The organism is Achromobacter deleyi (assembly GCF_902859705.1).
GTDB classification, from domain to species: Bacteria; Pseudomonadota; Gammaproteobacteria; order Burkholderiales; family Burkholderiaceae_B; genus Achromobacter; species Achromobacter deleyi.
Window position 1 is genome coordinate 124,668 of sequence record NZ_CADIJO010000001.1, and the last position, 18,777, is coordinate 143,444.

Below are 18,777 nucleotides of genomic sequence, written 5' to 3' on the forward strand. Positions count from 1 at the left end.
CATCGTCAACTTGATAAATCAAAGGGAAAGAGCAATGAGTATTTCGCAAAGCGCGCCGCTGGGCGCGGCCAGTGCAGTTCCGTTACCCACCACGGATTCCCATCGCCGCAAGCAGGCGCGACGCGCGGTGATCGCCGCGTCCATCGGCAATGCGCTGGAATGGTTCGACATGATCGCGTACGGCACGTTCGCGCTGGTCATCGCCAAGCTGTATTTTCCGTCGGCCAGCGAAAGCTCGTCGCTGCTGATGGCGCTGGCGACCTTCGGCGTGTCGTTCCTGATGCGGCCGCTGGGGGCCATCGTGCTGGGCACCTATGCCGACCGCGCAGGGCGCAAGGCGGCGTTGACCGCGTCGATCTTCCTGATGATGATCGGCACGCTCTTGATCGTGCTGGTGCCGACCCACGCACAGATCGGCGTGGCGGCCTCGGTGATTATCCTGGTTGCACGGCTGATTCAGGGCTTTTCCGCGGGCGGCGAATTCGGCAGCGCCACGGCGTTCCTCATTGAATATGCGCCGGACCGGCGCGCCTACTACGCCAGCTGGCAGGTCGCCAGCCAAGGCGCGGCCATCCTGCTGGCCGCCTTGTTCGGGGCAGCGCTGCACGCCGGCCTGACGCAGGAGCAGCTGGAAAGCTGGGGCTGGCGCGTGCCGTTCATCTTCGGCCTCTTGATCGCGCCGGTGGGGTATTACATCCGGCGGCACATGGACGAAACCCCCGAATTCAGCGCGGCCGAGGCCTCGGAATCGCCGCTGGGCGACATGTTCGCCGGCCAGAAGCTGCGCCTGGCCGTCACGGTGGGCTTCGTGGCGCTGGGCTCGGTGGGCAACTACCTGGCCCTGTACATGCCGACCTACTCGATCCGCCAACTGGGCCTGCCGGCCACCATCGGCTTTCTGGCGACGCTGGTGACCGGCGTGATCATGACCGTGGGGTCACCCTTTGTCGGCGCCTGGGCCGACCGCATCGGGCCTGCCCGCATCATGACGGCGACCGCCGCACTGACTGCCGTGCTGTGCTATCCCCTGTTCTACGTGCTGGTGTCGCATCCGACGGTGCCGGTGCTGATGGGCGTGCAGGTGGTGCTGGGCCTGCTGGCCACGGCGTACTTTGCGCCCATGCCCGCCCTGATGTCCGCGATTTTCCCGGTGCAGGTCCGCACGACGGGGCTTTCGCTGGGCTACAACATCGCGGTCACGATATTCGGCGGCTTTGCGCCGTTCATCCTGACCTGGCTGATCGACAGCACGGGGTCGCGCCTGTCGCCCAGCTACTACCTGCTGGCCGTGGCGGTGATGGCGCTGGTGTCGCTGTCGATGGCGCGGGGGCTGTTCAGCCAGCGATAGCGGGTCGCGGGCGGCGGTCACATCTGGCTTGCGTTGATGGTGGCCAGGCGCAATGCGGGATCAAGAAGGCATAATCCTTCTTTTTTCCCGCGCCAAGAAAGGTTCTTCCGTATGACCGACGCCGTACCCATCAGCCAAGCCGAATACGACCTGCCGCTGGAGACGCTGGAATCCCATTTATTGGCCCAGCGCCAGCGCGCCGTGGACGTCATCAAGGACGCCACGCGCACCTGGACCTGGGTGCGCCACGGCTCCTTCCTGGCATCCATCGTGATCGTCGCCATCGAAAAGCTGACGACCGGCAAGGTCGGCGCCCACACCGCGGTATTCGCCAGCGTGATGCTGCTGATGGCGCTGAGCTTCATCGCAGCGGCCAAGACGCGCCGCATCATCAAGGGCATGGGCAATGGGCAACCCACGCCCAAGTGGGTGCTCAAGCGCATGATCCGCAAGACCATCTTCAAAGGCGCCGATAAGCTGCGGGGCACGGCGCGGTTCTATGCCGACCGTTTCGTGCTGGAACAGAATGGCAGCCGCTTCGAATCCGATTATGAAAACGACAAGATCGAACTGATCGCGCTGACGCCGGATTATCTGCAGATTATTCCCGTGCAGCGCCAGGACGTGGCCGACGAGGTGTATTTCATTCCGCTGGCCTCGGTGGACAAGCCCGAGGAATTGCTGCAGTTCCTGGGGGGTAAGCCCAATTATGTGGATGCGGCGTGACCTCGAACTTGGCTCAGGAATGATTCGCGCCAATCACTCGTACGCCGCTTTTTCGGTCGACCACTTGAACGTCCGCTTCCATTTGCCGCCTTGCTGGCGCAGCTGGATGTCGAAATAGCCGTTGGTCTTGCCGGGCAGCATCACCAGTGAGTTGCTGGCGTCGGACACGTCGTGTTCGCGGGTGCCGTCGGGGTTCCAGTCGCCTGCGATGGACTTGCTGAACGACATGGGTTGGGCGAAGACGGCACGCAGGGTCGTGCCGTCGATGCGGAACAGGTACAGAGCTTCGAAGTCGGCGCCGCCGCCGGAATAGCCTTCGTTCCAGCCGGCGCGCAGGCCGAAGGCCACGGTGTCCGCGGCGATCCTGTAGGGCGCCAGATCAAAACGTTTCCAGCTTTGCGGCGGCGACAGTCGCGGGGTGCCGGCGTCGGCCATATCCAGATCCATGGGCAGGTCGATGTCGGTGTCGCGCCAATCGGTCTGCGTGGTGACGGGGCCGTCGGTGCGCGCGATCAGCTTGGGCGCGCCGCCCGCGACCGATTCGAACACGCCGAGCCAGACCTCGTTCTTGTCTTCATCGCGAGACAGATTGTCGCAACCGCCGCCGCCGAATTTCTTGAGCCGGTCGGCGCGTTCGGCCGTAGCGGCCAGGCAGACCAGGGCGACGAACGAACCTGCGCGTTGCGGCCAGGCCTTGGCGCCGGCCACCAGCAGCCGCTTGGGATTCTGGCCGGGCGCCAGCTGCTGCAACAGGAACGCTTCGGTGAACCCCGCCGGCAGTTGCGCGCCCAGGCCGTCGGGCTGGGGCGCGCCGCTCATCTGGGCGTCGTACAGTTTGCGTGCGTCCTGGGTCTTGATGGCGCCGGGCACCTGGTCCAGGGATTGCACCCGGGTGTCCGCCAGCGCCATGGGCGCGTGCAGGGCGTAGATCAACGGGCAGAGCAGCAAGGCGGAACGCGGGCGCATCGATGAAACCAGGCGGTGGTTGAGTTGCCTGATTATCGCTGAACGGCGGCGGCTGGCCAGCGGCAGATTCGCTCAGCAAACTGTCAGGAAAACCGCGCCGATGCTTGCGATGGCCGCCTCGTGCCCACGCATGGTCAGTCCGTTTTCCAGCCCCACTTCTTGAAGATGGCGCGGCCATCGGCCGATGCCAGATAGTCCACGAAGGCCTGGGCCTGCGGATTGGCCTTGCCGTGGCGGGTGACGACGGCGCCGGCATCGCGGTAGATGCGATAGGGTTCTTCTACCGGCACCACGTCGGCCAACGTGGGGTTCGAGACCTGCCAGATGTTCCAGATCAGCCAGGCGTCGATGCTTTTGTCGTCGGTCCATTGGCTGCGGGCCTGGGCGCTGTTGCCGGCCTCGGGCAGGACCAGGTTGGCGCGAAAGGCGCGCACGGTATCGATGTCGCCCAGGCGGCCGGCCACGTCTTCCCACAGGCCGGTCTGGCCCGCGCCGGAAACCGCCATGACCTTGATGCCGGGCTTGAGCAGGTCTTTGAAGCCCTGGATGCCCTTGGGGTTGCCCGGACGCACCAGGATCGCCGACGGCCGCAGGTACAGCGTGCGTGCGTCGCGCAGGTCGAACACGCCGGGCAGGGCGGTGGCGAAGCCGCTCATCATGTTCTCGGCGCCGCTGAACAGCACGTCGGCGTTCTGCCTGGCCTGTTCGGCCCAGGCCGGGGTGGGGCCCGCAGTGACGTTGACCTGGATGCCATGCTGTTTGCCGAAGGCCTGGGCGGCTTCTTTCATGGCGGGGGCGGGGCCGCCGGGGCCATAGACATTCAGGTCTTGCGCGGCCCAGGCGGGGTGGGCGGCCAGGGATGCCAGCGCCATGACGGCGCCGGCCAGCAGCGTGTTCGACTTCATATCGGGAAAGCTCCGGCGGATACCGGCATGCGCCCGGACTGCGCGCGGCCGGCGGGTTGAGGAAGGCACAGGGCGATTGGCGCTGCATGGGTATGGACGTTGCGGCACGCCCGAATATTCCATGCGTGATGCGAGCCGCTTTCCCGGAGTGATTCCAAGTGCGACATGATCTCTTGCAAAAGCCTGGGTTCTGCCCCTAAAAAAATCGGACACAAGCCCGGCCAGCCTGGTATTTCGGTCTATATTTCCGGGGCTGAACCAAACCAAGAGATAGCGATGGATAAGCGACAAGACCTGGAACCCCCGGCCGTCCAGGAAGGCGCGGCGCATGCCGTGTCGCAGCCTGGTCCGGAACCGCTTGCCCGCGACGCGATCGCCGTCGATATCGAGGCTGACCCTACCCTGGGCTATGCCTCGATCCAGAACGCCGTGCCGATCGTGCGGTCCTTGCGTTTGACCAACCGTTCGCAGGACACCTTCGAGAATCTTGAGGTGCATGTCCGCTGCAATCCGGCCTTTGCGCAGCCCGTGCGGCTGCGTTTTGACGTGCTGGTGCCCGGCGAAATCCGTCGTATCTCGCCGCTCGACCTGACGCCGGACCATGCCTACCTGGCCGATCTGCAGGAATCGCAGCGCGCCAGCATCGACGTGGTGGTGCAGACCGGTGGGCAGGAAAGCGGCTTGCAATCGACCCGCACGCAGGAGTTGGGCCGCGCCTCGCAGCCCGTTGCCGTGCTGGCCTATGACCAATGGGCCGGCATGCGCGCCCTGCCGGAATTGCTGGCCGCGTTCTCGATGCCGAACAATCCCGCCGTGGACGTGCTGATCGGCAAGGCCGCGCGGCTGCTGCGCAGCCAGCACGCCGAGCTGACCCTGAACGGCTATCAGTCCAAGAGCCGCGACGTGGTCTGGAAGCAGGTGTCGGCCATCTACAGCACGCTGGCCGCCGAAAGCCTGCATTACGCCGAGCCGCCGGCATCGTTCGGCGTGGACGGCCAGAAGATCCGCACCCCGGACCGCATCCTGGAAGCTCGCGTGGCGACCTGCCTGGACCTGGCGATGCTGTTCTCTTCATGCCTGGAGCAGGCGGGCCTGCGTCCGGTGATCCTGATGAAGGAAGGGCACGCCTGGGTCGGCGTATGGCTGCACCCGGCCTGCTTCGCGGATCCCTTGACCGACGATGTGCAGGCGGTGCGCAAGCGCGTGGACAGCGGTGAATTCCTGGTCTTCGAGACGACCGGTATCGCCCAGCACCCGAATTTCCGGCCGTCGCTGCGGCGGGCGTTGGAACAGGGCGCGGCGCACCTGCGCGAAGAGGACACCTTCCGCTACGCCATCGACGTGCACCGTGCGCGCGAACTGCAGATCAAGCCGCTGCCGTCGCGGGGCGTTGGCGCCGTGCCGGGCGAGGCCGAGGCCGCCGAGCCGCCCGCCGCCATCGAACCCACGCCCGACCTGCCGCCGCTGGACCCCGAATTCGTCATCAATCTCGAGCCGGCCGACGACACGCCCGAAGGGCGCCTGGCCAAGTGGAAGTCGCGCCTGCTGGACCTGACGTTGCGCAACCGGCTCTTGAATTTCAAGAACACCAAGTCCACGCTGCCGCTGGTGGCGCCGGACCTGGCGCGCCTGGAAGACGCGATTGCCGACGGCAGCGAGTTCCGCATCCGGCCGCTGCCGACGGCGCTGATGGAAGGCAGCGACCCGCGCGTGGCGCAGGTGCACGTGGATCGCGGCGGCCGTGCGCCGCTGGACGACATGGCGCTGGAAGCGCTGGGCAACCAGGAATTGATCGCGCGGGTGCCGCAAGAGGCGCTGGACGCCAACCTGCTGACCATTTTCGGCGCGGCGCGCACGGGCCTGGAAGAGGGCGGCGCCAATACGCTGTACCTGGCCATGGGCATGCTGCGCTGGACCGAAGACCCGGCTGCGGAAAGCGCGCACCTGGCGCCGCTGATCCTGGTGCCGGTGTCGCTGCAGCGTCAATCCGTGCGCAGCGGCTTCCGGCTGGTGCGCCACGATGACGAGACGATCATCAACCCCACGTTGCTGCAGATGCTGCGCAACAACTACGAATTGCGCATTCCCGGCCTGGATGCGTTGCCGGCCGACGACAAGGGCGTGGACGTGGCCCGCGTGTTGCAGGCGTTTCGCCTGGCGGTGCGCGAGATTGCCGGGTGGGAGGTGCTGGAGCAGGTGCACCTGGGCATCTTCTCGTTCACCAAGTACCTGATGTGGAAGGATCTGCAGGACCGCAGCGCGCAACTCAAGGCCAACCGGGTGGTGCAGCACCTGATCGACCATCCCGGCCAGGCCTTTGCCCAGACGCCCTGGGACGCGCGCTTCGACCGGCTGGACGAAAGCTACCGCCCGCAGGACCTGATGACGCCGCTGCTGTCGGATTCGTCGCAGCTGAAAGCGATCTGCGCGGTCGATGCCGGCCGCGACCTGGTGCTGGAAGGCCCGCCGGGCACCGGCAAGAGCCAGACCATCACCAACCTGATTGCGCACCTGCTCGCCAGCGGCAAGACCGTGCTGTTCGTCTCGGAAAAGATGGCGGCGCTGGAAGTGGTGCACCGCCGCCTGGCCAGCATCGGCCTGGGGCCGTTCTGCCTGGAACTGCATTCGTCCAAGGCGCGTAAATCCGAAGTGTTGCAGCAGCTGGGCAAGGCGCTTGAGCTGGGCGGCCAGCGCACCAGCGAAGATTGGCAGCGCGAGGCCGAGCGCCTGGCGGTGCTGCGCCAGGATCTGAACGGCCTGGTGGATGCGCTGCATTTCCTGCATCCCAACGGCTTGACGGTGTATGACGCCATCGGCACCAGCATCCAGCATGCCGGGCAGGAGCCGTCGCCCATGTATTGGCCCGACGCCCAGGCTCATGGCTACGACGACCTGGCGCAGCTGCGCGAGGCCGCGCGGCGCATGGCGACCTTGTCCGGTGAGCTGGGCGCGTTGCATGGCCACCCGCTGGCCCACATCGGCATGGCCGACTGGAGCCCCAGCTGGCAAGACGCGCTGCTGGCGTCGGCCCAGGCGCTGGACGAGGCGGTGGACGCCTTCAAGTCCTGCATCGGCGCCGCGGGCGATGGCCTGGGCCTGCCGGCCGCAGGTCTGAGCCTGGACGCCTATGCCCGGCTGGACGGCTTGATCGACGTACTGCTGGCCGCGCCGCAGGTGCCGGCAGGCCTGGCGGCCCAGGCGCATGACCCCGCCGCGCGGCAGCGGGTGCAGGCCTTGGCTCGCCATGGATTGGCGCGCAATGCGCACTGGGCGCAGGTGGGCACGACATGGCATGCGTCATTGGCAGACGTGGACGCCAAGGCGCTGAAGGCCGAATGGCAGGCCGCGTGCGCCACTTGGTGGCCCAAGTCGGCGTTTGCCAAGCGCGGCATCCGCAAGCGCGTGGCCTTGCTGCGCACTGACGGCCAACGCCCGGACGACAGCGCCATCCACGCCGTGCTGGCGCCGTTGGCGCTGGTCAATGCCGAAGACCAGGCGCTGGCCGCCTTGCAGGCCGACGCGCAGCGCCTGCTGCAGGACGACTACGCCGGCCTGGCCACGGATTGGGAACAGGTGGCGCGGCATGAGCAATGGGCCGAGCGATTTGCCGAAGCGGTCACGCTGATGGCGGGCGATCCGTCGGCAGCGACCGACCTGCGAACGCGGCTGCAACCCCTGGTGGGCGAGAATCGCGCCTTTCTGCAACCCGGCGCCGCGTTGGGCAAGCACTTACTGGACGCCCGTAATGCCTGGCGCGACCTGCAGGACAAGCTGGCCGCGGTTCAGGCGCAAGCCCAGCCAGCCGAACCGCTGCAAGGCAATGCCGACGACAACGGCGCCCTGGAGCGTATTCAGGCCGTGCTGGCCGGTTGGCGACACAACCGGCAGACCCTGATGCCCTGGTGTGTGTGGCGCCAGGCCCGCGGGCAGGCCATTGCGTTGCAATTGCAGGGCCTGGTGGCATCGCTGGAACAGGGGCGCGTGCCGTTGGCCCAGGTCGAAGCCCATTTCGAATTCAGCTATCGCAATTGGTGGGTCAAGAAGACCATCGACCGTTCGCCGGTGCTGCGGTCTTTTTCCAGCGCCGACCACGAACGCAAGATCCGCGAATTCCGCCAGGCCGATGACCGCTTCCAGCAACTGACGTCGGCCTATATCGGCGCGCGGCTCGCGGGCAAAGTGCCGGCCGGCAATGGCATCCTGGTCAGCCCCGACAGCGAACTGGGCCTGCTGCGTCGCGAGTTGCAGAAGAAAACCCGCCACGTGCCGGTGCGCCAATTGATGCAGCGCCTGCCGTCGCTGCTGCCCAAGCTGAAACCCTGCCTGCTCATGTCGCCGCTGTCGGTGGCGCAGTACCTGGATGCCGGCCATTCGCAATTCGATGTGGTGGTGTTCGACGAGGCCTCGCAGATTCCCGTCTGGGATTCGGTGGGCGCCATTGCCCGCGGCCAGCAACTGGTGGTGGTGGGCGATACCAAGCAGTTGCCGCCCACCAGCTTTTTCAGCAAGTCCACCAACGATGAAGAAGGCGCCGTCGACGACGGCCAGGTGGAAGACCTGGAAAGCATCCTGGACGAATGCCTGGGCGCCGATATGAACCGCCTGCGGCTGCAATGGCACTATCGCAGCAAGCACGAAAGCCTGATCACCTTCAGCAACGTCACCTACTACGACTCGCAGCTGATCACCTTTCCGTCGCCTGTCACCGATGACGTGGCCGTGCGGCTGGAACGCGTGTCCGGCGTCTACGATCGCGGCGGCAGCCGCACCAACCGGGCCGAGGCCGAAGCCATTGTCCGGGGCATCGAGCAGCATTACCTGGACAAGGCGCGCCGCCGCCAGACGCTGGGGGTGGTCACGTTCAACCAACCGCAGCAATCGTTGATCGAAACCCTGCTGGATGCCCGCCGCCGCGCCAACGCGGAATTGGACAAGGCCATCTCGGCGCAGTCGCGCGAGCCGCTCTTCATCAAGAACCTGGAGAACGTGCAGGGCGACGAGCGCGACGTGATCTATTTCTCGATCACGTACGGCCCCGATGCGTCCGGCAAGATGACGATGAATTTCGGACCGCTCAACGGCGAAGGCGGCCATCGCCGCCTGAACGTCGCGATCTCGCGGGCCCGCGAAGGCGTGGTGATCTACAGCACGCTGCTGCCCGAGCAGATCGACCTGTCGCGCGTGCGCGCGGCCGGCGTGCGCGATTTGAAGCACTACCTGGAATTCGCGTTGAAGGGGCCGCGCGCGCTGGTCGAGCAATCGCTGCCCACCGGCCGCGAGCCCGACAGCCCGTTCGAGACGCAGGTCATCAAGGTGCTGCGCGAACGCGGCTGGGTGGTGCATCCGCAGGTGGGCTGCTCCGGCTACCGCATCGACATGGGCGTGGTCGACCCGCGCGCACCCGGCCGCTACTTGCTGGGTATCGAATGCGATGGCCGCGCCTACCATTCCGGCGCGACCGCACGCGACCGTGACCGCCTGCGGCAGGTGGTGCTGGAAGGGCTGGGCTGGCGCTTGCACCGGGTCTGGTCCACGGATTGGTGGATCAACCCCGAGCGCGAAGTGGAAAAACTGCTGGCGCGCCTGGCGGCGGAGTTGGAACGGGGCGAGGACGAGCCGGCCGAAGAAGACGTGCCGGCGGAAGACGACACGGCTGCCGATGGCGGGGAATTCGTGATCACGACCGAAGAGGGCGTGGCGGGATGGTCGGGGGCCGCCACGTCCACGACGCTGTCCGGCGCGTCGACCGGGGCGGCGCCGTTGATCGATCGCATGGGCGATATCACGCCTTACCAGGTGGCCGATGTGCCGCCCGGCGAAGGCGACGCGTTCTACACCCGGACCAACAATGCCAGGCTGGCCGAGGCGCTGCGCCAGGTCATCGATACCGAAGGCCCTATCCCTGAAACCGTGCTGCATCGGCGAGTGGCTCGCGCCTGGGGTCTGGAACGCACAGGCGTGCGCATCGTCGAACGCCTGCGCACCCTGACGCCGGCCGACGTCGCCGAAACCCGCGAAGGCGAGGTGACCTATTACTGGCCCACCGGCGTGCAGCCGGATGCCTGGACGGGCTTTCGCGGCGCGGGCGACGACGAGGCCTCGCGCCGCCGCATCGACGACGTGTGCCTGCAGGAGTTGGCCAACGGCGTGTTGCGGGTGATGGCCATGACCGGCAATGCCCCCAAGGCGGACGTGATCAAGTCGGTGTGCCGGCTGCTGGGCCTGTCGCGGACCCTGGCGGATGCGGAAACCCGCATCGGCCTGGCGGTGTCGATGTTGGCCGCACAGGGGCGCATCGGCGATGCGGCGGGGATCCTGCGAGTGGTTTGACGCCGCAATCCTTTGCACAATCGGGCGGATCGTTGCGACGCAGTCGCACGGAAATCCGACGTGTGCGTGTCAGACTGTAATTGCGAATCCGGGGCTGCCAATGTGTTGGCAGCCCTCGTCACATCAGGGATTTGCGCAGGGCGAGGGGGCCACCTGACCGCCGGTTTCTGTCAGCCGCCATTCAGTTTTCCTGCAAAATTTTGATACTCGCCAAGGCTGGGTTCGGCTTTTTCGTCCATACTGCGGACGTAGAATCCCGCTTTTCTTCAGTGCCATCTGGCTGAAAGGAACGACCCATGAAAAAAATAATCCTCCTGGCGTCTGCTTGCGCCGCGCTGCTTCAGGCCTGCGCACCAGTTTCCAACCCTGGCCAAGGATCGTCCAATATGCCCACCACCGCCGCTACCTCGTCCGCGACCTCGCTGAGCCTGCCGGCGTACTACTGGCGCCTGGCGGCCGCGACCGACGCATCGGGCACGCCCATCGCCGCGCTGCAAAAGGGCATCGAACAGCCGCTGCGCCTGTCGTTCTCGGCCGATGCCATGAACATCCGCGGGGGCTGCAACGGTCAGTTCGGCGGCTACACCTATAAAGACGGCGTGCTGCACGTGGCCAACCTGGCATCCACCATGAAGGCGTGCGAGCAAAGCCTGATGCAGCTGGACGCCGAAATCGGCCGTCGCTTGAAGGGCGACCTGCGCGCCACGCTGGCCGGCGACACTTCGGAACCCAGCCTGACGCTGGTGGCCCAGGACGGCAGCGTGCTCAAGTTCGTGGGCGAGCCGACCCCGGAAACCCTGTACGGCAGCGCCGGTGAAACCATCTTCCTGGAAGTGGCCGCCAAGCGCACCCAATGCAGCCATCCGATGATTCCGAACTACCAGTGCCTGATGGTGCGCGAACGCCGCTATAACGACGCCGGCGTGCAATTGCCGCCGCAGGAAGAATGGCACCCGCTGTACCAGTCGGTCGAAGGCTACGACCACCGCGACGGTGTGCGCACCGTGCTGCGCGTCAAGCGCTACGACTGGAAGAACCCGCCCGCCGATGCGCCGTCGAAGGTGTATGTGCTGGACATGGTGGTTGAGCAGGACGCGTCGGGCAAGAAAAAGTAAGGCGCGGGTCGCGTGCCTCGCGCACGCGACCTACTTGTGTTTGCGCAAGACGCGCATCGACACCCGGGTTTGATCGCGCAATTGCCCAGCCAAGCCTTGGGGCATGGCTTGGGCGATATCTTCCGGAAATGCGGCTTCGATGCGGTCCAGCAGTTGGTCCAGATGGACGGCCGCCATTTCGCGGGAGCGAAAACCAAAATGAACCGCATCTGCCAGTATCGAATCACGCGAGACATCGCGCCTGCCCAGGGATAGCTGCATCATGAGAGGGGCAGGCCGCGCATCGTCGTCGGCCATGTTGGGCACCACATCAAATGCGGGCGACAGCCGCCAGCAACGGGCGTCGGCATCATAGATTGCGGCATGGTTGCGCGGATGGTCATCGTCGTTGCGCACGACGCCATTGAAAACCATTCGATTGAACAGCTCTTGCAGGTCTTCAGGCGGCGCGCCAATTTTGCGCAGGGCTTGGGCAAGCAGAGGGTAGCTCCAGCGTTCGGTGTCGCCATTGGGGTATTCCGTGCCCAGCAAAGAAGCGGCGCTGATCGCCATGTTGCGATGCCCCGCCATACGGTCAAAACGCTTGATGCGCAGGACTGTCGGTGCATCGGAGTCTGCGTGAAGCACCGTTTCGGCGAAGCGCATGCCCGCCTTGGCGCCCCATTGCATGGCGAAATATTCCACCCAGGGAACGTCAGTGATATCGGTATTCAGGCGGGGTTTGACCAACCAATGGATACCGTCGTCATCCAACACCGTGCTTTTGGGCCTTGCGCCTCCCAAACTTGGCGACGATGTGAGCGTTTTGCGCATGGCAGCGTCGATCGGGGGCTTGTGCATAGCCATGGCTTGCAGTTCTCTGACCAGAATTTCAAGCTGGCCCAGGCGCGGAACCCTGAGCGTCGCCACGGCGGGTTTGCGCGACCGTCCCACGGCGAGGGCGCCCCACCGGTCGCTGTTGCCGGCCTTTTCAAGGTAGACGACGTCTGCAGCGTCGTGGCGCAGGCCTTCCCTGCGATTGATCAGCGCGCGTCCCCACGCGTCGGGACAAGTATCGCGCAGCACGTCGTGCAGGCCCTGGTAGCGGTGCGCGAGATAGGTTGTGTCGGCAATAAGCGGCAGGTTGGCGGGGTCGATGGCCCACGGGTGCGCGGCCTCAAGATAGCTGGGCGCGTACACGAATGTGCCGAACGTCTCGTCAGCCTTTTTTGCCCATTTCCCTACCGTCACCCACTCATGCGTATCGGGGCGCTGCAGATAGACGTAGAGCGGTTTCTCAGAAATAGTCATCGTCTGTCGCCGGACTGCGTGCGCGTGCGCGCGGGTCGATAGGTTGCCAGTAGCGGGCATCCAGGGCAGGCGCCGCGGCCTCGAAAATGCCCAATACCCACAAGGCGGTCAGGTACGTCGAGGCGCTTGCCCCGGGGTCACCGCGTTCGATTCGTCGCAGTGTCGCTTCGGAGATATTCATACGTGCGCATAGATCGGCGGCCTTGATGTGTTGGCCGACCCGTTGAGCACGTATGGCGCGGCCCCACATCGTCAGACGGCTCGCGATAGCGGTGGGAACGGCGTCGGAGGCGTGTAGCTTTGTGGGCACGATGAACCATCAAAAAAGTAGGTTTATTGAGATTAAACCTCTATTTATGATGGGTCAATGTCGCTAGATTCAATATCGGACGGGTATATTGTAAATTATAGTTATTCTCATCTATGCCCGCGCGTCTTCCATGGCTGCCACCGACCCCACCCCGCAGCACACGCTTCACACGCTCTACCAGGACCACCAGGGTTGGCTGCAGGGCTGGCTACGTAAAAAGCTGGGGTGCGCATTCGATGCGGCCGATCTGGTGCACGACACCTATCTGCGGGTCCTGAGCCGCCGCGAGCCCGGCGATATCCGTGAGCCGCGTTCGTATCTGGCCACCATCGCTCACGGTTTGATGGTGAACCACCTGCGGCGCCGCGACCTGGAACGCGCCTACCTGGAAACGCTGGCGCATCTGCCCGAGCCCCTGGCTCCCTCGCCGGAATCCCGCGCGCTTGCCCTGGAAGCGCTTTGCGAGATCGACGCCATGCTCGACGGCCTGCCCGTCGCGGCCCGGCGTGCGTTCCTGCTGTGCCAGCTGGAAGGCATGACCCATGCCGAGATCGCCAAGACGCTGCGCGTGTCGGTAGGGTCGGTGCGCCTGTACATCGCCCGCGCCTTGCGCCAATGTCTGGAACTGGCGCCGTGAGCGGCGGGGGCATCGACCCGCGCGCGCTGGACGGCGCGGTGGAATGGTTTCTACGGTTGACGTCCGGCACCGCCAGCGACGCCGACCACGCGGCCTGGCAGGCCTGGCGCCGGGCCGATCCAGAACATGAGCGAGCCTGGCAACGCACCGAAGCCCTGACGCGCCGGTTCGAGGTGCTGCCCAAGGGCCTGCTGCCGGTATTGGGCCGTCCGCGCTCAGTGGGCCGGCGACGCGTGCTGGGCAAGCTGGCGTTGTTGGCGAGCGCCGGCGGTGCGGCCTGGCTGGCGTACCGCGACGACGCCTGGCGCAACTGGGTCGCCGAATACCGCACGCCGGCAGGAGGGCGACGCGAGGTGATGCTGGCCGACCATAGCCGCGTCGTCTTGAACACGTCCACGGCGATGGACGTGCTGTTCGACGCCCAGCAAAGGCTGATCGCGCTGCATGCCGGCGAGATCCTGGTCGAGACTGCGCCCGATCCCGAACGCATCGCCCGGCCGTTCATCGTGCGCACCCGCGAAGGCAGCATCACCGCGCTGGGCACCCGTTTCGTGGTGCGGCGCGACGACGGCGTATCGGCCGTGCAGGTGCTGGAAGGCGCCGTGCGCGTGGCGCCGCGCGGCGCGGCTGCCGATGGCGCTCTGGTGGTGCCGGCCGGCATGGGCTTGCGCTTTGGCGACGGCCTGGCCGACCGCCCCGAACCCATCGCGGGCGATCCGTCGGCCTGGCAGCACGGCATGCTGCAGGTGGACGGCATGCCGCTCAGGCAATTCCTGGCCGAGCTGCAACGCTACCGCAGCGGCTGGATCGAATGCGCGCCGGAAGTGGCCCATCTGCCGATCTCGGGCGCATTCCCGCTGGGGGATATCGACCGGGTGCTGGCCACCGTCGCCGACACCCTGCCGCTGCAGGTGCGCTACCGCACGCGCTACTGGGTGTCCGTGCTGCCGCGGGGCGGAAAAACTAATTTGTAACGCGATTAGCACTTTTCGCGTCTCATCTGGCTACGAGGGTAAGACCAACAGTTGGAGTGCCCCGTCATGCCCCCGCGTTTTCCCCGTCTGCGCGCCCGCGCGTCCCGTCGCGCCCTATGCGGCGCCCGCGCGTTCGCGCTGCCGCTGGCTGCCCTGGCTGCGCCCGTCCTTGCGCAGACGTCCGCCGCGCCGGTCGCGGTGGCGATCGAACCCGGCCCGCTCAGCGCCGCGTTGTCGGCCTACGCCGCGCGCGCCGGCGTGCTGCTGTCGTTCGATCCGGCGCTGACGCGCGACCTGCGCACGGCGGGGCTCAATGGCCGATATGGCTTCGAAGAGGGCTTGCGCAAGCTGCTGGACGGCAGCGGGCTGGAGCCCTTGAGGCGGACCGATGGCGGCTACACGCTGCGCCGCCAGCCCCAGGCGGACGTGACCGCGCTGCCCGCCGTCACCGTGACGGGCAGCCGCGACGGCGACGCGGTCAGCGAAGGCACCGGTTCGTACACGACGCGGGCGGCCTCGTCGGCGACCCGCATGGACTTGTCCCTGCGCGAGACGCCCCAGTCGGTCAGCGTCGTCACCCGGCAGCAGATGGATGACCAGAATCTGACGACCCTGGACGACGTGCTGCGCCAGACCCCTGGCGTCGTGGCGGACAAGCAGGACGAGCGCGTCACCATCACGTCGCGCGGCTTCGCCATGAACACCATGATCGATGGCGTGCCCACGTTTGCGTTCAAGACGCCCGCGGCCGAGGTCGGCATGATCAACACTGTCATCTACGACCGCATTGAAGTCGTGCGCGGCGCAGCCGGCCTGCTCAATGGGGTGGGGGAGCCGGGCGGTTCGATCAACCTGATCCGCAAGCGGCCCACCGGCGAATTCGCCGGCCATGTCACTGCCGGCGCGGGCCGCTGGAACAACTACAACCTGGAGATGGACCTGGGCGGCCCGCTGAACAGCTCCGGCTCCGTGCGGGGCCGCGCCATCGCCTCGCGCACTGCGGGCGACAGCTTCATCGACAAGCGCAAGCGGTCCGACGATGTTTTCTACGGCATTCTTGAAGCGGATATCACGCCCAACACGCTGCTGAGCGTGGGCTTCGAACATCAGAAGACCGCCATCGACGGCGCCAACTTCGGCCAGGCGCCCCTGTTCTACAGCGACGGCACGCGTACGGACTTTCCGCGCTCGTTCAACCCCGGCACCCCATGGAGCCAGTGGGACATGTACAGCGACAAGATTTTCGTCACGCTGGACCATCGCTTCGATAACGGCTGGCGCATCAAGATGGACGCGAGCCGCCTGAAGAACGAACGCCGTGCGGTCTGGGGCTACCTCTTCGAATACTTCCCCGTCGAGCAGAACGGCGATTCCACTATCGAGATTCGCAAGAATCCGGCCAACTCCACCAACAAGTCCTTTGACCTGTACGCCACCGGCCCCTTCCAGGCATTCGGCAGGGAGCATCAGGCGTCGTTGGGCGTGAGCGTGAACGACTACACCAGCGAGCTGAACCTGGATTCGGCCAACCCCAACGGCTGGGACCGCCGGCCGCTCAATTTCTACCAGCTGCAGAATTTCCCCAAGCCCAGCCAGTTCTACACCTTCTACAACACCTTCCTGGACGCCAAGGAAACCGCCGTCTACGGTTCTGCCCGCCTGAAAATCGCCGAGCCGCTGTCATTCGTGCTGGGCGGCCGCGCCACCTGGTACGAAGAAAAATCCAAGTCCTACAACGGCCCCGCCAATCTCTGGACCACCAATCCCACCGCCAAGGCGAATGGCGAATTCACGCCCTATGCCGGTACGGTGCTGGACCTGAACGACACGTTCTCGGCCTACGCCAGCTATACGCGGATCTTCATTCCCCGCACCGAACGCGACGCCGCCAATGCGCTGCTGCCGCCGCAAACCGGCAAGAACTACGAACTGGGCCTCAAGGGCGAGCACCTGGACGGCAAGCTCAACACCAGCTTTGCCGTCTTCCGCACCCAGGAAGCCAATGTGCCGGTCGAAGACCCCAGCGGCACGCCGTTGCCGGACGGCAGCACGCCGTACCGGTCCGTGGCGGGGGCGCGCAGCAAGGGTTTCGAGGTGACGGTGGCCGGCGAAGTCGCGCGTGGCTTGCAGCTGATGGGCGGATATACCTACTTCGCCAAGCGCGATAACGAAGGCGTTTTGCTGTTGCCGAACTACCCCGAGCGTCTGTTCCGGGTGGCGGCCAGCTATCGCCTGCCCGGGGCATGGAGCAAGCTCACGGTCGGCGCCAGCGTGAACTACCAGAGCGGGATCTACTACGACGAATCCAGCGGCCTGGGCCGCGCGACGCAGGGCGGGGTGACGTTGTTGGGGCTGATGGCCCGCTATGAATTCAGCCGGCAGGTTGCCGCGTCGATCAACATCGATAACCTGACCGACAAGCGCTACTACAGCGGGCTGGGCGGGTACAACGGGTACAACTACGGGACGCCCCGGAATGTGTGGATGAAGGTCAGCTACAAGTTCTAGCGGACGGCGCCGGGGCCGGATGACGGGGAGCGGAGGCGGACGGATTGTTCGCTTCCATCAATAATGATTACAATTCCCATTCCCGAAAATCTGAAAGCAGTCACCCCACGGCCATGTCGTCCACGGAATCCCTGGAGCACCGCGAGCTCGGCAGGCTCTATCGCGATCATCATGGCTGGCTGCGCGGCTGGCTGCTGCGGCGCCTGAGCGTGCCGGCCGAGGCGGCCGACCTGGCGCAGGACACCTTCCTGCGCCTGCTGGCCTCGCCGGCATCCATGGCGCAATTGCAGGGCATCCGTCAGCCGCGCAGTTTCCTGGCCACGGTGGCCCAGCGCACCTTGGTCGACCATATCCGCCGCCAGGTGCTGGAACGCGCCTGGCTGGAAACGCTGGCGCAGCAGCCCGAAGCCAGCGCCATTTCTCCCGAGACCCAAGCCATCCTGCTGGAAACCATCCGCGAGATCGACGCCATGCTGAGCGGCCTGGGCGACAAGGTGCGGCGGGCCTTCCTGATGTCGCAACTGGAGGGCGCCAGCTACGCCGAGATCGCATCCACCCTGGGCGTCACGGTCAGTTCCGTCAAGAAATACATGGCCCGCGCCACCGAGCATTGCCTCGTGTACGCGCTGGCCCGGCAGTAGGCGGCCATGGCGGACAAGACAATCGCGACCGCGGCGCAATGGTATGCGCGGTTATGTGCGGACGACGTCACCCCTGCTGACCTGGCCGCGCATGGCCGCTGGTTGGCGCAAGACCCGGAGCACGCGCGCATCTGGCGCCAGGTCGAACGTCTGCGCGGCACCCTGGGTGCCGCGCCCGCCCGGCTGGCGGCCGACACCCTGAACCGGGTCGACCACCACTTTGCCCGTCGCCGTGCGGTGCTGCGCAATGGCCTGGGCGCCGTGGCGTTGCTGGGCGCGGGAAGCCTGCTGGCCTGGCGCGTCTTGCCCGTGGATGATCTGCTGGCCGACTATCGCACCGGCACGGGCGAGCGCCGCGAACTGCGGTTGGCGGACGGCACCCTGCTGTGGCTGGACAGCGCCAGCGCGGTGGACGTCAAGATCGACGCGCAGGGTCGCCAGATCACCGTTCATTCGGGCGAAATCCTGATCGACACTGAACACGCGGCTCGGGGCCTGCCGCCGCTGCGCGTCGCCACCGTGCACGGCACCGTGCGTCCGTTGGGCACGCGCTTCATCGTCAATCGCCAAGAGGGCCGGACGCAGGTGGCCGTGCTGCGCCATGCCGTGGCGTTGCAAGCGGCGGCGGGCGGCGACGAGGTGATCCTGCAGGCCGGCGAGCAGGGCACCCTGGATTCCTCGGGTGCCCGTCACGCCGGGGCCATCACCGGTGAACCCGACGCCTGGACGCGGGGCTTGCTGATCGTGGACAACTGGCGCCTGGGCGACTTGATCGACCAGCTGGACCGCTACCGTCCCGGCCGGCTGCGGTGCGACGACGCCGTGGCTTCCTTGCGCGTATCCGGCGCGTTCCCCATCGACGACACCGACCGGGCGCTGGCCGCCGTCGAGCGGGCGCTACCGGTCCAGATATCGCGTTTCACCCGCTACTACGTCCGCGTGGTGGCACGCGGCTGATTTATTTTCCAGAGGCATTGTCCTTTTTTCGTGCTCGTCCGACTTAGCAGGGATCACGTTGGATTCAAGT

At 66.0% G+C, this 18,777-nt stretch carries 13 protein-coding genes; 9 read left to right on the forward strand and 4 right to left on the reverse strand.

What is annotated here, in order from left to right:
* Positions 1-34: 34 nt before the first annotated feature.
* On the forward strand, positions 35-1,348 hold the full coding sequence (locus HV798_RS00595) for an MFS transporter (RefSeq protein ID WP_175190913.1): 1,314 nt from the start codon (positions 35-37) through the stop codon (positions 1,346-1,348).
* A 111-nt stretch (positions 1,349-1,459) separates the two neighbouring features.
* Entirely contained in the window at positions 1,460-2,074 is a 615-nt protein-coding gene (locus HV798_RS00600) for a hypothetical protein (protein WP_175190914.1), read from the forward strand.
* Positions 2,075-2,107: 33 nt separating this feature from the next.
* Here the strand turns inward: HV798_RS00600 and HV798_RS00605 are convergent, their stop codons facing one another.
* Together HV798_RS00605 and HV798_RS00610 are read right to left on the reverse strand one after the other, a co-directional pair.
* Complete coding sequence (locus HV798_RS00605; protein ID WP_175190915.1) at positions 2,108-3,040, reverse strand: hypothetical protein; 933 nt, start codon at positions 3,038-3,040, stop codon at positions 2,108-2,110.
* A gap of 134 nt (positions 3,041-3,174) precedes the next feature.
* On the reverse strand, positions 3,175-3,945 hold the full coding sequence (locus tag HV798_RS00610; RefSeq protein WP_175190916.1) for an extracellular solute-binding protein: 771 nt from the start codon (positions 3,943-3,945) through the stop codon (positions 3,175-3,177).
* 276 nt (positions 3,946-4,221) lie between these two features.
* Here HV798_RS00610 and HV798_RS00615 point away from each other — a divergent pair, with 276 nt between their 5' ends.
* On the forward strand, positions 4,222-10,275 hold the full coding sequence (locus HV798_RS00615; protein WP_175190917.1) for a DUF3320 domain-containing protein: 6,054 nt from the start codon (positions 4,222-4,224) through the stop codon (positions 10,273-10,275).
* 386 nt (positions 10,276-10,661) lie between these two features.
* On the forward strand, positions 10,662-11,390 hold the full coding sequence (locus tag HV798_RS00620) for an META and DUF4377 domain-containing protein (protein ID WP_217481135.1): 729 nt from the start codon (positions 10,662-10,664) through the stop codon (positions 11,388-11,390).
* Between the two features lie 30 nt (positions 11,391-11,420).
* Here the strand turns inward: HV798_RS00620 and HV798_RS00625 are convergent, their stop codons facing one another.
* Together HV798_RS00625 and HV798_RS00630 are read right to left on the reverse strand one after the other, a co-directional pair.
* Positions 11,421-12,680, reverse strand: coding sequence for a type II toxin-antitoxin system HipA family toxin (locus HV798_RS00625; RefSeq protein ID WP_175190919.1), 1,260 nt, complete (start codon positions 12,678-12,680; stop codon positions 11,421-11,423).
* Positions 12,667-12,861 carry a hypothetical protein gene (locus HV798_RS00630; protein ID WP_175190920.1) on the reverse strand — a complete coding sequence of 65 codons (195 nt, stop codon included), beginning with the start codon at positions 12,859-12,861 and terminating at the stop codon, positions 12,667-12,669. Before HV798_RS00630 ends, HV798_RS00625 begins: the two co-directional genes overlap by 14 nt.
* A 259-nt stretch (positions 12,862-13,120) precedes the next feature.
* On the opposite strand from HV798_RS00630, the gene HV798_RS00635 reads away from it, so the two are divergent.
* From HV798_RS00635 to HV798_RS00655, 5 genes are all read left to right on the forward strand, one after another.
* A complete protein-coding gene (locus tag HV798_RS00635) occupies positions 13,121-13,627 on the forward strand; it encodes a sigma-70 family RNA polymerase sigma factor (RefSeq protein ID WP_175190921.1) in 507 nt (168 codons plus the stop codon).
* Positions 13,624-14,601: a FecR domain-containing protein gene (locus tag HV798_RS00640; RefSeq protein ID WP_246288535.1), complete on the forward strand. Its 978-nt coding sequence runs from the start codon at positions 13,624-13,626 to the stop codon at positions 14,599-14,601. Before HV798_RS00635 ends, HV798_RS00640 begins: the two co-directional genes overlap by 4 nt.
* A 66-nt stretch (positions 14,602-14,667) precedes the next feature.
* Complete coding sequence (locus HV798_RS00645) at positions 14,668-17,109, forward strand: TonB-dependent siderophore receptor (RefSeq protein WP_175216320.1); 2,442 nt, start codon at positions 14,668-14,670, stop codon at positions 17,107-17,109.
* A gap of 113 nt (positions 17,110-17,222) precedes the next feature.
* Complete coding sequence (locus tag HV798_RS00650; RefSeq protein ID WP_025136978.1) at positions 17,223-17,750, forward strand: sigma-70 family RNA polymerase sigma factor; 528 nt, start codon at positions 17,223-17,225, stop codon at positions 17,748-17,750.
* 6 nt (positions 17,751-17,756) lie between these two features.
* Positions 17,757-18,707, forward strand: coding sequence for a FecR domain-containing protein (locus HV798_RS00655; protein WP_175190924.1), 951 nt, complete (start codon positions 17,757-17,759; stop codon positions 18,705-18,707).
* The last annotated feature ends 70 nt before the right edge of the window (positions 18,708-18,777 follow it).

Excerpts from the sequence above, each read along its gene's own strand:
- HV798_RS00630 (WP_175190920.1), bottom strand. The coding sequence starts at position 12,861 with ATGAATATCTCCGAAGCGACACTGCGACGAATCGAACGCGGTGACCCC.
- HV798_RS00610 (WP_175190916.1), bottom strand. The coding sequence starts at position 3,945 with ATGAAGTCGAACACGCTGCTGGCCGGCGCCGTCATGGCGCTGGCATCC.
- HV798_RS00600 (WP_175190914.1), top strand. The coding sequence starts at position 1,460 with ATGACCGACGCCGTACCCATCAGCCAAGCCGAATACGACCTGCCGCTG.
- HV798_RS00625 (WP_175190919.1), bottom strand. The coding sequence starts at position 12,680 with ATGACTATTTCTGAGAAACCGCTCTACGTCTATCTGCAGCGCCCCGAT.
- HV798_RS00595 (WP_175190913.1), top strand. The coding sequence starts at position 35 with ATGAGTATTTCGCAAAGCGCGCCGCTGGGCGCGGCCAGTGCAGTTCCG.
- HV798_RS00635 (WP_175190921.1), top strand. The coding sequence starts at position 13,121 with ATGGCTGCCACCGACCCCACCCCGCAGCACACGCTTCACACGCTCTAC.
- HV798_RS00615 (WP_175190917.1), top strand. The coding sequence starts at position 4,222 with ATGGATAAGCGACAAGACCTGGAACCCCCGGCCGTCCAGGAAGGCGCG.
- HV798_RS00650 (WP_025136978.1), top strand. The coding sequence starts at position 17,223 with ATGTCGTCCACGGAATCCCTGGAGCACCGCGAGCTCGGCAGGCTCTAT.
- HV798_RS00605 (WP_175190915.1), bottom strand. The coding sequence starts at position 3,040 with ATGCGCCCGCGTTCCGCCTTGCTGCTCTGCCCGTTGATCTACGCCCTG.
- HV798_RS00655 (WP_175190924.1), top strand. The coding sequence starts at position 17,757 with ATGGCGGACAAGACAATCGCGACCGCGGCGCAATGGTATGCGCGGTTA.
- HV798_RS00620 (WP_217481135.1), top strand. The coding sequence starts at position 10,662 with ATGCCCACCACCGCCGCTACCTCGTCCGCGACCTCGCTGAGCCTGCCG.
- HV798_RS00645 (WP_175216320.1), top strand. The coding sequence starts at position 14,668 with ATGCCCCCGCGTTTTCCCCGTCTGCGCGCCCGCGCGTCCCGTCGCGCC.